The following is a 13194-nucleotide window of genomic DNA, read 5'->3' as shown; positions in this document are numbered from 1 at the left end:
GCCGCCAAGCTGCGTTAAGAGCGTCTCATGACCAAGGAGAACAGGCCCGTGCAGGGTTCAGAAAGCGCTGGCGACAAGCCCGCGCGCCGCGAAGAGACGCTTGGGGAAAGCATCCGCTATTTCTGCGTGCTGCTGCTGGCCGTTTTTGCCGTGCGATCCCTCGTGGTGGAGCCTTTCAACATTCCGTCCGGCTCAATGATCCCGACGCTCCAGATCGGCGATTTCGTGCTGGTCTCGAAGTTCAGCTACGGATATTCCCGTTTCTCCTTCCCATTCTCCCCGAACGTGTTCAGCGGCCGCATTCTCGGTTCGGAACCCCATCGCGGCGATGTTGCGGTCTTCCGTTTCACCCGTGATACGTCCGTGGACTACATCAAGCGCATCATCGGCCTTCCCGGTGATCATATCCAGGTCACGGGTGGCAGGCTGATCCTTAACGGCATCGAGGTTCCCCGCACGTCGCTGGGTCATTATGAAGTGCTGGACGAGAACAACCGTCTCCTCAGTGGCGACCGCTACCGCGAAAGCCTGCCCGGCAGCGCTGGACGCCCCACCGTCGAGCATGACATCCTCAAGCTGACGGATGAGGGATTCGCCAACGACACGCCCGAATATGTCGTCCCCGCCGGATCGTTCTTCGCGATGGGCGATGACCGTGACGACAGCGCCGACAGCCGCTTCCAGGGCGACGGGCCGGACGATCTCGGCTTCGTTCCCATGCAGAATCTCGTGGGTCGCGCGCCCATCGTCCTCTTTTCCATGGATATGCGGCATCCGGCCTGGCAGTTCTGGTACTGGCCAACCGAAATCCGCTGGAACCGTTTCCTGCATTCCGTCACATGAAACTTTCCTCATCAGAAGCCCTCATCTCCATGCAGTCGGCACTCGGGCATAATTTCTCGAAGCCCGAACTGCTGAGCGAAGCCCTGACCCACCGTTCCGCCGTTTCCGGTCGCGATCCGCGCCGGTCCCGCCGGAACCAGCGCCCCAAGGGAAGCGGCTCGAACGAGCGTCTCGAGTTCATCGGGGACCGCGTTCTCGGTCTGCTGATGGCCGAATGGCTGCTGGAACGTTATCCGGACGAACAGGAAGGCGCCCTCGGTCCACGCCACGCCCATCTGGTGTCGCGCACCGTGCTGGCCGAGATCGCCGATCAGGTGGGGCTCTCCGCGTCGCTCCAGATTTCTCCACATGAGGAAGATGCCGGCATCCGGCGCCTCTCCAGTATCCGGGCCGATGCGATGGAGGCCCTGCTCGGGGCGCTTTATCTCGATGGCGGTCTGGCACCGGCCCGCCGTGTTGTGCGCCAGTACTGGCAGGCCCGCATTGACAGCGCCGACCGCCCCCACAAGGAGCCCAAGACCCTGCTGCAGGAATACATGCTTTCGCAGGGTCTGCCGCTTCCGAATTACGAACTCCTGTCTTCGGACGGCCCCTCTCATGCGCCTGTATTCCGGGTCAGCGTCACAACAATGGGGCATACGGGCACGGGGGAAGCCGGTAGCAAGAGGCTGGCGGAAAGTGCCGCGGCGACTGCCCTGCTGAAACTCCTCGGTCAGAATGTGGCATCCTGAGATGTCATCAATAAAGGATCAGAACATGACCACGCGCTGCGGTTTCGTGGCTCTCGTCGGCGCCCCGAATGCGGGGAAGTCCACCCTGCTCAACCGGATTGCCGGAGCCAAGCTGTCCATCGTCAGCCCCAAGGCCCAGACGACCCGTTTCAGGACGCTCGGCATCGTCATGCAGGACAATGCCCAGATCATCCTGGTGGACCTGCCGGGCATCTTCAAGCCGCGTCGCCGTCTGGACCGGGCGATGGTGAACGCTGCCTGGTCCGGCTCGCAGGACGCGGATCTGACCCTGCTGCTGGTGGATGCAAAATCCGGCCTGCGCGAGGATGTCCGCGAGATTATTGCCAAGCTGTCCGAAAGCAAGGGCCGGATCTGGCTCGTTCTGAACAAGACGGACCTCGTCGAGCGCGGTGAACTCCTGCCCCTGACGCAGGAAATCAGCGCTCTCATCACCGTCGAGCACGTCTTCATGCTGAGCGCGCGCTCGGGTGAGGGCGTCAGTGACCTGATGGCTCGTCTGGCCGCCGAACTGCCCGAAGGCCCGTTCCTCTATCCTGAAGATGACCTGACGGACCTGCCGGACCGTCTGCTTGCCGCCGAACTGGTCCGCGAACAGATCTTCATGCAGACGCATGAGGAAATTCCCTATCAGGCCACCGTCGAGACCGAGAGTTTCAAGGAGCGTCCGGACGGTTCCGTGCGGATCGAGGTGACGATCTATGTCTCCCGCCCCGGACACAAGGCCATCCTGATCGGTGAAGGGGGGCACAAGATCAAGTCCCTCGGCGCCCGGGCCCGCATGGAGCTTCAGGAGCTCCTGGACCGCAAGTGCCATCTTTTCCTGAACGTCAAGGAACGCGCGGGATGGGACGAGGAAAAAGCCCGGTTGCGCGCAATCGGCCTGGACGACTGAAAAAAGATGGGGCCGGGGCGTTTGAAATCCGGCATCCTGACATCGCTTGTTCCAATCCCGCCACGTCTGTATGACAGGCGCACGTCAAGACACATCCAGCCAGAGACGGGCATGATGACCGAAAATCGAGAACAGAGCCCCTCCTACAAACGCGTCCTGCTCAAGGTGTCCGGCGAGGCACTCATGGGCGACGGACCGTCAGGGGTAGACCCCGTAATGGTGGACATGGTTGCCGCCGACATCGCCGAAGTGGTGGCTTCCGGAGTGGAAGTCTGCCTCGTCGTCGGTGGTGGCAACATCTTCCGCGGCCTCGCCGCAGCAGCCAAGGGCATGGACCGTGCCCAGGGTGACTATGCTGGTATGCTGGCCACCGTCATCAACGCGCTGATGCTGCAGAACGCGCTTGAGCGTCGTGGTATGGAAACGCGCGTCATGACGGCAATCCAGATGGCCGCCATTGCCGAGCCCTATATCCGCCGCCGCGCCGTGCGCCACATGGAAAAGGGCCGCGTCGTCATTTTCGCGGCCGGCACTGGCAATCCGTTCTTCACGACGGATACCGCCGCAGCCCTGCGTGCCAACGAGATGGAATGCGACGCCCTCTTCAAGGGCACGCAGGTAGACGGTGTCTATTCCGCAGACCCGCGCCGCAATCCGGACGCCCAGCGCTATGACCAGTTGACCTATCTCGAGGTTCTGGCCCGCGATCTGAACGTCATGGATGCCGCGGCCATCAGTCTGGCCCGTGAAAACAGATTGCCCATCGTGGTCTTCAACATGCATGCTCCCGGCTCCTTTAGCGCCGTCATGCGTGGTGAAGGGCTCTTTACCAAGATCATCGAAGCGGACTGAGCTCCGTATTTTCAACGAAATTTTCAGGATATGTCCTGAGACCAACGTCGAACTGAAAGGAACAGCCCATGTCCGCTGACCTGAAAGACCTCCTCGCCGATCTGACCCGCCGTATGGATGGTGCGATCGAAAGCCTGCGCCGGGACCTCTCTGGCCTGCGTTCGGGGCGTGCCAGCCCGAACCTGCTGGAGCCGGTGCGCGTCGAAGCCTATGGCTCCGAAGTGCCGCTGTCGCAGGTCGGTTCCATTGCGGTTCCTGAAGCGCGCATGCTGACGGTTTCCGTCTGGGACCGCACGGTCGTAAGCGCCGTCGAGCGCGCCATCCGGGATAGCGGCCTTGGCCTCAACCCGTCCACGGACGGTCAGACGGTCCGCGTTCCCATTCCGGCCCTGACCGAAGAGCGCCGCAACGAACTGGCTCGTGCGGCTGCCAAGTATACCGAAAATGGCAAGATCTCGGTGCGCGGCGTGCGTCGTGACGGCATGGAGCAGACCAAGGCGCTTGAGAAGAAGAGCGAGATCAGCCAGGACGACATGAAGACTTGGACCGATGCTATCCAGAAGCTGACGGACCAGTACATCAAGAAAGTGGACGACATTTTCGCGGACAAAGAACGCGAGATCAAACAGGTCTGATTCGCATTTGTCTGCAGGCTCTCTTCCCCGTAGCGACAGTGTCGTCTCCTCCCCGACAGGAGGTGGCGTGAGCGTCGTTCCTGTCCATATCGCCATGATCATGGATGGAAACGGCCGCTGGGCGCGCGCGCGCAGGCTCCCGGTTGCCGCCGGTCACCGTCAGGGCGCGGAATCCGTGCAGCAATGCGTCCGCACGGCCATCCGTCAGGGCGTACGCTATCTGACGCTGTATGCATTTTCCTCAGAAAACTGGCGTCGTTCGGCACAGGAAGTGGGGGATCTGACGTCCCTGCTGCGTTTCTACCTGCGTCACAAGATCAACGAACTTCATGCGCAGGGCGTCCGCCTGCGGATCATCGGCGAGCCGGAGCGGTTCGACACCTCCCTGCGGGAGGAACTCTGTCGTGCCGAGGCCCTGACCCTGAACAACACCACCCTGACCCTGACGCTTGCCCTGTCCTATGGAGGGCGCGCCGACATCGTTCAGGCTGCCCGTCGCCTCGCCGAAGACGCCGTTGCCGGCAGGATTGCGGCGGACAGCATCAGCGAAGCCATGTTCGACGACGCGCTCCAGACCGCCGACATGCCCGATCCCGATCTGGTCATCCGCACCAGTGGCGAATGCCGCCTGTCCAACTTCCTGCTCTGGCAGAGCGCCTATGCCGAACTGGTCTTCATGGATGTGCTCTGGCCGGATTTCGGCGAGGCCGAGTTCCTTGAGGCTCTCTCGCGTTTTGCCAGCCGCCAGCGTCGGTTCGGCGGCCGCCCGGCATGAGTGCCGCCTCCGCCAGATGGTCGGACCTGCGCCTTCGCCTGCTGTCCGCGGCGGTGCTGATCCCGGTCGCCGCTTTCTGCATCTGGAAAGGCGGTCCGGTCTATGACGCCCTGATCCTGCTGGCGATGTTCGGTCTGGCGTGGGAGGGCGAAACCCTCATCCGTCAGCCTCTGAAGACATGGCGCGGCGTCCTTCTGCTGGCCTGGCCCGTCATCGCCGGTCTCGCTGCCCTGAAAGGGGAGTGGAGCGCTGCCTTCTGGATGATCTGGCCCACGCTGATTTTCGGTTTTCCCGCCAGCGTGCCCGTCATTATCGCCATCATCGGCGGCCTGTCCCTCCTGTGGCTGCGTCACCTGCCTCTCGGCATGGCCTCTGTTCTTTTCGTCCTGTCTGTCGTGATCGCAAGCGACAGTTTCGCCTATCTGACAGGCCGCATTTTCGGCGGCCCCAAACTGGCACCGTCCATTTCTCCCGGCAAAACCCGCTCCGGCGCTATCGGTGGTCTCCTTGGAGCAGCACTGGCCGGCGGTCTGGTCGCCTGGCTGACGGCACCGGGAACGCAGCTTGGTGGTTTGGTCTGCGGAGCCATTCTGGGTGTTTTTTCCCAGAGCGGCGACCTGCTGGAAAGTGCCGCCAAACGCCGCCTCGGCGTCAAGGATTCGGGGCGCCTCATTCCCGGACATGGTGGCCTGCTGGACCGCTTCGATGGCCTTCTCGCGGCCGCGCCCGCCGCAGCCCTGCTGTCACTGCTGGTTGCCGGGCAGCCTTTCTGGTCCATTTTTCCTGCAGATCTGACCGGCGGTTCTGCATACCCATCCATTTCCCAGGGGAGCTCTTCTCATGACTGACGGTTCTGCACGGTCCACACGTCGCCGCATCACGGTGCTCGGCAGCACCGGTAGCATCGGAACCTCCACCGTCGATCTGCTCGCGCGGATTCCCGATGACATCGAGGTGCGGGCGCTTGTCGGCGGTTGCAACGCCGCCCTTCTGGCCGAACAGGCCCGTCGTCTGAACGCCGAGGTTGCCGTCATCCATGACGAAAGCCGCCATGAAGAGTTGAAATCCTGCCTTGCCGGCACCGGCATCCGGACCGCCGCGGGCCGTCAGGCGGTCATCGAGGCCGGTGCCATGGAAGCCGACTGGACCATGGCCGCGATCACCGGTGCAGCAGGTCTGGAACCGACCCTGGCCGCCGCCCGCAACGGGCACGCCATCGCCCTCGCCAACAAGGAAGCCCTCGTCTGCGCAGGCGACGTCATGCTCCGCGCTGTTGCCGAAGCCGGTGCCACCCTGCTGCCCGTCGATTCGGAACACAATGCCATCGCCCAGTCCCTCGGCGGCTGCGACATGGACAGCGTCGAGAAAATCATCCTCACGGCCTCAGGTGGTCCCTTTCGCAAATCCTCTATTGAGGAAATGCGCGCTGCTACCCCTGAAAAGGCCCTGAAACATCCGACCTGGTCGATGGGTGCGAAAATCACGATCGACTCCGCCTCCATGGCCAATAAGGGACTGGAAGTGATCGAGGCCGCCCGCCTCTTCGGCCTGACCGAGGACCGGATCGACGTTCTGGTTCATCCCCAGTCCGTCGTGCATGGTCTGGTACAGTTCCGCGATGGCAGTCTCGTCTCCCAGATGGGCTCGGCCGACATGCGTATTCCCATCGCCCACACCCTTGCCTGGCCAAAGCGCATGGTCACACCCTGCGACCGCCTCGATCTCGCCGCCTGTGGCCGCCTGGAGTTCGAAGCTCCTGACGAAGTGCGCTTCGCTCCCCTGCGCCTTGCCCGACAGGTCCTGAGGGCAGGGGGCGCCGCACCGGCCGTTTTCTCAGCCGCAAACGAAGTCGCCGTCGAGGCATTCCTCAACCGCCGTATCGGCTTCCTCGGTATCGGCGAGACAATCGACGCCGCCCTGCAGGCCATGGATGAAAACCCGGAGCTCAGGACTCTCGACGACGTGCTGCACTGGGATGCACGCGGCCGTGCCCTCGCAGAAGCCCATATCCTTCGGGAAAGCGGCCGTCTGCGAAACGATGTGAGCGAGACCGCCCTGAATGCATGATCTCCTGCGGACCATTCTGGCCTATGTCCTGATTCTGGGTATCCTCGTCTTCATTCATGAACTTGGGCATTACCTTGCCGCGCGCTGGCGCGGGGTGAAAGTCGAAACTTTCTCCATCGGCTTCGGGCCTGCCATCCATCGCTGGCATGACAAATCCGGCACGGAATGGCGGATCAGCGCTATCCCTCTGGGAGGTTTTGTCAAACCGCATGGCTTCGAAGGGCCGGAAGACGCAACGGAAGAACAGAAGGCCGCCTGGATTCCGGGTCGCACCTTCCATGACAAACCTGTCGGCTCCCGGGCTCTCGTCATCGTCATGGGGCCGGTCTTCAACTTCCTTTTCGCAATCCTGGCCTTCACGGTCCTGTTCGCGGTGGTGGGCAAGCCTGAAATCCACGGTGACATCTCACAGGTCACCGCAGGAAGTCCTGCGGATCATGCCGGCGTGAAGCCCGGGGATGTCATCACCAGCATCGGTAATACGCATATTCTGGGCGCCGAGGATGTCATGGCCACCGTTGCGTCCCATCCTGGCCAGCAGACCGTTCTGGGTATTCACCGTGGCACCGAGGATCTCAGCCTGCCGGTCACTCTCGCCACCCTGAAGAACGGTGGCCACGACATGGGTAGCCTCGGCGTGGCCTTTGCCATCTCGCGGGGCCGCCCCGTCTCGCTGCCTTCCGCCTTCATCATGGGACTGCAGGAAACCTGGGACAAATCGGTCATGACCCTCGAAGGTGTCTGGCAGATCATCAGCGGGCAGCGGAGCGCAAAGGAACTGGGGGGCACGATTCGCATCGCGCAGCTCTCGGGTCAGGTCGCAAGTTATGGTCTGGCCAGCATCATTTCCTTCATGGCGCTGCTTTCGATCAACCTTGGTCTGATCAATCTTTTCCCCATTCCTGTGCTCGATGGGGGCCGTCTCGTGTTCTACGTGTGTGAGGCGATCCGCGGGCGTCCGGTCTCGCGCCGGGTGCAGGAAGTGAGCATGCAGGTGGGAATGGCTCTGATCGGCGCCCTTTTCCTCTTCTCAACGGTCAACGATCTTACCAACATCGGACTGTTCCACTGGCTCTTTCACGCAGTAAGCTAAATATTCTGAAAAGACTTGTGATACAGTTGAACACGTCAGGGCATCTTGCGCGGGGCAGGGGTTATCGGATACCTCCGCCAATGGCGTAACGTGTCAGTCGCCTGCAAAAAATATGTTACAAGGAAAGCCGGTTTGTCAGGATCACGGTCAAGAGGTTCCCGGTCTTCGAACACGCGTCTGGTGCTTCTCGCATCAGCCTGCCTGCTACCGGTCATCTTCGGAACAGCCCAGGCGCGTCCCGTTCGTCAGCAGGCCCCGGCGTCAGCCCCCGGTGGAAACATCATCCAGGCTATCTCGGTCAAGGGAAACACCCGTATCGAGACGAGCACGGTGCTGTCCTACATGGTTGCCCAGCCCGGTGACACGTTCAATCAGGACGACCTCGACCGCTCCCTGAAGACGCTTTACGCCACCGGCCTGTTCAAGGACGTGACGCTGCATCGGGAGGGCAACACGCTTCTGGTGGACCTTGTCGAAAACCCGATCGTCAACCGCATCGTGTTCGAAGGCAATCACGCGCTCAAGGACGAGGATCTCCGCAAGGAAATCAGCCTGCGTCCCCGCGCCGTGTTCTCATCGCAGACGACCGCCGCCGACCGCCAGAAGATCCTGAACCAGTATGCCGGCAAGGCCCGTTTCGGTGCGACCGTTACGCCGCAGATCGTCAAGCTGTCCCATAACCGTGTGGATGTGGTCTTCAACATCAACGAAGCCCAGCAGACGCTCATCAAGAAGATCGTTTTCGTTGGCAATCACGCCTTCAGCGAGGCACGCCTTTCGCAGGTGATCTCCTCCAAGGAAACGATCTGGTACCGCTTCTTCTCGTCCTCGGATGAATACAATCCCGAGCGCGTGAAGTATGACGCCGAACTGCTGCGCCGCTTCTACCTGCATAACGGCTTCGTCGACTTCCACATGGTCGATGCAACCGGCGAACTCGCGCCTGATCACAAGTCTTTCTACATCACCTTCACGCTCCACGAGGGTGATCGCTACCGTCTGGGCAAGATGGATGTGCGCTCCAGCGTCCGCCACGTCACGCCGGAAATGCTACGCCCGCATATCGAGCTCTTCCAGCACCAGTGGTATGACGGCACTGCGATCCAGAACAACACCAAGAACATGCAGGAATGGCTGCAGGCTACGGGTCACCCGTTCGCCATGGTGCGTTCGGAAATCGCCCGGAACCCTGAAAAGCACCTCGTCAACCTGCTGTTCGACGTGACCGAAGGCCCGCATGTGTATGTCGAGCGGATCGACATCAACGGCAACACCATCACCCATGACGACGTGATCCGCCGGAACCTGCCGATGGCCGAAGGGGACCCGTACACCCCGTTTGACCGGAAATATTCCAAGCTCGGCCTTCAGGATCTGGGATATTTTAGTTCCGTCTCCGTGGACCAGACGCAGGGCTCCGCTCCGGACCGTGTCAACGTCTCCGCAAACGTGGTCGAGAAGCCGACAGGCGAGTTCTCCCTCGGTGGCGGTTACTCGACGGACGTTGGTATCCTCGGTAACGCCTCCATCAAGCAGCACAACCTGCTCGGAACCGGCGTAGATGCCGGTATTTCCGGCACGGTAGCCTACTATGAGAAACAGGCTGACATCTCGATTACCGACCCGTACTTCCTGAATCGGAACCTCGTGGCCGGTGCGGATTTCTACTTCATCCAGAACAACTACCAGACGTATCAGAGCTATAAGGAATCCCAGTACGGCATGAGCCTGCGTCTGGGGTATGCCTATAACCGGTACCTGTCGCAGTCCTGGAACTATACCCTTGTCGACCGTCAGGTTGGCAACTTCTACGACGCTTCTGCCGTGGCGCAGGATCCCAGCCTGATCCAGTGGGTTCCCTCGATCTACGTCCAGCAGTCGGCTGGCTGGTCGCTGCTGTCCCAGCTCAGCACCTCCGTGACCTATGATCGCCGGGATCGCCGCATGAATCCGCATTCGGGTTATATGTTCAAGGTGGGTGGTGACTTTGCTGGCCTTGGTGGCAACTCGAAATATGCCCGAGTAAAGGCAGATGGTGCCTATTACCTGCCGCTGGATGACCTGACCGGAAACCACGACTGGACCTTCCAGTTCAAGGGTGGTGTCGGTTATATGGGCGACTGGAGTTCGAACGGAAACCGCAACATCATCGATAACTTCTATCTCGGTGGTGAAAATCTGCGAGGCTTCCTGCAGGGTGGTGTGGGGCCGCGTTCAGGCCATCTCAAGATCAATGGTGTCTACATCCCGGCCCAGGGTCAGGAAGATCTGCTCGGTGGCCGTTTCATGTATACGGCCTCCGCACAGCTCAACTTTCCGCTGCCCATGGGTGACGATCTCGGGATTTCCGGACGTGGCTTCATCGATGCCGGTAGTCTTGCCGGTCTTCGCGTCAAGCATCTTTACACCAACCGCCTGAATGACGGTGACAACTACACCCCGATCACCGGCGACACCCTGATCCCGCGTGTCTCGGGCGGTCTCGGCGTCTCGTGGAAGAGCCCGTTCGGCCTCGTCAACATCGATGGTGCCGTGCCGATCCGCAAGGAACATGGTGACCGTCTGTACCCACTGCGTTTTGGTTTTGGCCAGCAGTTCTGAACTGTTCGCGACCTTGCCGTCCTGTTCTTCAACCCCTTCCCAAGAGGTGGTCATGACCCTTATTTCCCTGATGCGCACGGTTTCGGCCGGCGCGCTTCTGGCTGCGACGATTCTCATCTCTACTCCGGGTGCATACGCCCAGGCCGCTGGTGGCAATGGTGGCTGGTTCGTTCCCAAGGCTGCCCATCCCGACGCTCCGCCACCGCACCCCGTACAACGTCGTGTTCCGGTCTCGGCTCCTGAAGAGGAGGACGATTCTGCTCCGGCCGAGCAGCAGCAGGCTCCTCCGGTCCTGCCGCTTCCGCCAATTCCGGCTCCCCCGACCATCGCCAAGGCATCGCCCCCGCCGACTGCCGTCATCGGTGTGATCAATGTTCAGGCGGTAATGCAGATCTCCAGCGCCTGGCAGGAAATCCAGCAGGTGCTGGGCGCTCGTCGCGACCGTCTGGCACAGGCCGTCCAGCGTGAAGAAGCCGCCTGGCGTGGCGAGCAGCAGAAGCTGCAGGCCCAGGCTCGCACCCTCACTTCCGACCAGATCCAGTTGCGCGAACGTCACCTTCAGGAACGCCGCGCCAAGGATCAGCATGATTTCGGCAATCAGGCCCGCGTCATTCAGGAAGCCGCCCAGGTCGCCATGCACCAGATCGAGCGTGAACTGGAAGAGCCCAACGGCATCATCGCTGCCGTCGCTGCTGCTCACAACATGAACCTGATCCTGCATGCCGAGCAGGTCGTGCTCCATGTCGGCGGTCAGGACATTACCGAGGAAGTCGGTACGCAGCTCAACAAAACGCTGCCCCATGTCTTCATTCCCGATGATGGCGTGGATCCCGAACAGCTCGCCCGCTCCGGCAAGATGCCCACGACAGCCGACGAGCAGCGACAGGCCCAGGGTCCGCAGGCTGCCCCGGCTGCCGCACCGGGCGAGTCTGTTCTTCGTCAGCATCACTGAGGCAACAGGCCGTGTCTGACATCTCAGCAAACGAGACCCGTCCGGGCGACAGCCGTTTCTTCCAGCGTTCCGGGCCTTTCGGTCTGGAACGGCTGGCGGAAGTGTCCGGCAGCGAAATCGTCCCTGCGGCTTCGGGAAAAGGACTGTCCGAGTTCCGTGGCGTCGCTCCCCTGCATGTCGCGGGTCCCGACGAAGTCAGCTTTCTCGACAATCGCCGTTATCTGCCGCTACTGGCCGAAACGAAGGCCGGGGCCGTCATCCTGTCTCCGGCTTTTTCGGACAAGCTTCCTCCCGGCACCGCCGGACTGGTCTGCAAGGCGCCATATCTCGCCTGGGCCCGCGTCGCGACCCTGTTTCATCCGGCTCCGGCCTCGACAGGACTTCATCATCCGACGGCCTGGATCGCGGAGGATGCTGAGATCGGCGAAAACGTCGAAATCGGTCCCTTCGCCTTCATCGGTAGCGGTGTGCGTATTGGCCGGGACAGCATCGTGGGAAGCCATGCCAGTATCGGCCAGAGTGTCGAAATCGGTTCCCGATGCCGCATCGGTGCGCATGCCGCCATTTCCCACGCCCGGATCGGGGATCGCGTGACCCTCTATCCCGGCGTTCGTATCGGTCAGGATGGGTTCGGTTTTGCCGTTGGACCGGAAGGTTTCGAGACCGTCCCGCAACTCGGACTGGTGGTTCTGGAAGACGGTGTCGAAGTCGGCGCCAATTCCACGATCGACAGGGGCTCGATGCGTGACACCCTGATCGGCGCAGGCACCCGCATCGACAATCTGGTGCAGATCGGCCACAATGCCCGTCTGGGGCGCTGCTGCATTGTCGTGTCGCAGGCCGGGATTTCCGGTTCCACGGAACTGGGCGATTTCGTCACCATCGCCGCGCAGGCGGGCCTCATCGGTCATATCAAGATCGGCTCGAAGGCCCGTATCGGCGCGCAGTGCGGCGTCATGTCGGACGTGGACGCCGGTGCCGATGTCATCGGCAGCCCTGCCATGCCGTTCCGCGAGTTTTTCCGGAATGTCGCGACCCTGCGGAAGCTTTCCCGCAAAAGCGGCGACTAGCCGTCCCGCGGCGCGCATGGTAACTCCCCCGCAGGTTTGCTAAGGGAAGCCACACGCGCTGCCAGACGGTAGCTACTGATAGACAACACCGCTTGAAGGGCATGGTGAAACGATGGACCGAGTGGACGCTCCAGCAGAACAGATGACTCCCGCGACAGACGCCGCTGCAGAAGGCCATCCGCTTCCCGAGAGCATCGACATCCTGAAGATCATGCAGTCGATCCCGCATCGTTATCCGTTCCTGCTGATCGACAAGATGGTCGAGATCCATGCCGGGCAGTCCGCCATCGGCATCAAGAACGTCACGGTCAACGAACCGTTCTTTCAGGGGCATTTCCCGTCCCATCCCGTCATGCCGGGCGTACTGATCGTCGAAGCCATGGCCCAGACCGCTGCCACGCTGGTGGTCATGACGCTGGGCAAGGCATTTGAAGGCAAGCTGGTCTATTTCATGACGATCGAAAATGCCAAGTTCCGCCGTCCGGTTGGCCCCGGGGACCAGCTCCGGATCCATGTCGACAAGGAACGCTCCCGCGCCAACGTCTGGAAATTCAAGGGCGTGGCCCGCGTCGATGGTGTCGCCGTTGCCGAAGCGACCTTCAGTGCGATGATCATGGGTTGACCCTGATGCAGATGGCAGGCAAGCGCCCCGAAACCGCCGA

At 61.6% G+C, this 13194-nt stretch carries 13 protein-coding genes; all 13 read left to right on the top strand.

From position 1 onward, the window contains the following. Window positions 1-48 precede the first annotated feature (48 nt). The 13 genes from lepB to fabZ all read left to right on the top strand — a co-directional run bounded on the left by lepB (window position 49) and on the right by fabZ (window position 13154). The gene (lepB, locus tag ABF859_RS14565) at window positions 49-843 is read left to right on the top strand and encodes a signal peptidase I (protein WP_415528387.1); all 795 of its coding nucleotides are present in this window, start codon (window positions 49-51) and stop codon (window positions 841-843) included. Next, window positions 840-1574, top strand: a complete 735-nt coding sequence (gene rnc / locus ABF859_RS14560) for a ribonuclease III (RefSeq protein ID WP_415528386.1) — start codon at window positions 840-842, stop codon at window positions 1572-1574. Before lepB ends, rnc begins: the two co-directional genes overlap by 4 nt. A gap of 25 nt (window positions 1575-1599) precedes the next feature. After that, the gene (era, locus tag ABF859_RS14555) at window positions 1600-2487 is read left to right on the top strand and encodes a GTPase Era (RefSeq protein WP_415528385.1); all 888 of its coding nucleotides are present in this window, start codon (window positions 1600-1602) and stop codon (window positions 2485-2487) included. A gap of 111 nt (window positions 2488-2598) precedes the next feature. Next, a complete protein-coding gene (gene pyrH / locus ABF859_RS14550; RefSeq protein ID WP_062508717.1) occupies window positions 2599-3339 on the top strand; it encodes a UMP kinase in 741 nt (246 codons plus the stop codon). Window positions 3340-3407: 68 nt separating this feature from the next. Then, complete coding sequence (gene frr / locus ABF859_RS14545; RefSeq protein WP_415528384.1) at window positions 3408-3974, top strand: ribosome recycling factor; 567 nt, start codon at window positions 3408-3410, stop codon at window positions 3972-3974. Window positions 3975-4068: 94 nt separating this feature from the next. After that, window positions 4069-4749: a polyprenyl diphosphate synthase gene (gene uppS, locus ABF859_RS14540; protein WP_415528388.1), complete on the top strand. Its 681-nt coding sequence runs from the start codon at window positions 4069-4071 to the stop codon at window positions 4747-4749. Beyond that, entirely contained in the window at window positions 4746-5597 is an 852-nt protein-coding gene (locus tag ABF859_RS14535) for a phosphatidate cytidylyltransferase (protein WP_415528383.1), read from the top strand. Before uppS ends, ABF859_RS14535 begins: the two co-directional genes overlap by 4 nt. After that, a complete protein-coding gene (dxr, locus tag ABF859_RS14530; RefSeq protein WP_415528382.1) occupies window positions 5590-6816 on the top strand; it encodes a 1-deoxy-D-xylulose-5-phosphate reductoisomerase in 1227 nt (408 codons plus the stop codon). Before ABF859_RS14535 ends, dxr begins: the two co-directional genes overlap by 8 nt. Next, entirely contained in the window at window positions 6809-7909 is a 1101-nt protein-coding gene (gene rseP, locus ABF859_RS14525) for an RIP metalloprotease RseP (protein WP_415528381.1), read from the top strand. Before dxr ends, rseP begins: the two co-directional genes overlap by 8 nt. A gap of 132 nt (window positions 7910-8041) precedes the next feature. Beyond that, complete coding sequence (gene bamA, locus ABF859_RS14520; protein WP_415528380.1) at window positions 8042-10510, top strand: outer membrane protein assembly factor BamA; 2469 nt, start codon at window positions 8042-8044, stop codon at window positions 10508-10510. A 52-nt stretch (window positions 10511-10562) separates the two neighbouring features. Continuing rightward, window positions 10563-11462, top strand: a complete 900-nt coding sequence (locus ABF859_RS14515) for an OmpH family outer membrane protein (RefSeq protein ID WP_415528379.1) — start codon at window positions 10563-10565, stop codon at window positions 11460-11462. Between the two features lie 11 nt (window positions 11463-11473). After that, the gene (lpxD, locus tag ABF859_RS14510; RefSeq protein ID WP_415528378.1) at window positions 11474-12532 is read left to right on the top strand and encodes a UDP-3-O-(3-hydroxymyristoyl)glucosamine N-acyltransferase; all 1059 of its coding nucleotides are present in this window, start codon (window positions 11474-11476) and stop codon (window positions 12530-12532) included. Window positions 12533-12674: 142 nt separating this feature from the next. Then, entirely contained in the window at window positions 12675-13154 is a 480-nt protein-coding gene (fabZ, locus tag ABF859_RS14505) for a 3-hydroxyacyl-ACP dehydratase FabZ (RefSeq protein ID WP_415528377.1), read from the top strand. The last annotated feature ends 40 nt before the right edge of the window (window positions 13155-13194 follow it).

This window comes from Gluconobacter sp. (genome assembly GCF_047722525.1).
GTDB lineage: Bacteria > Pseudomonadota > Alphaproteobacteria > Acetobacterales > Acetobacteraceae > Gluconobacter.
This window is presented reverse-complemented; position numbering and strand designations above follow the sequence as displayed.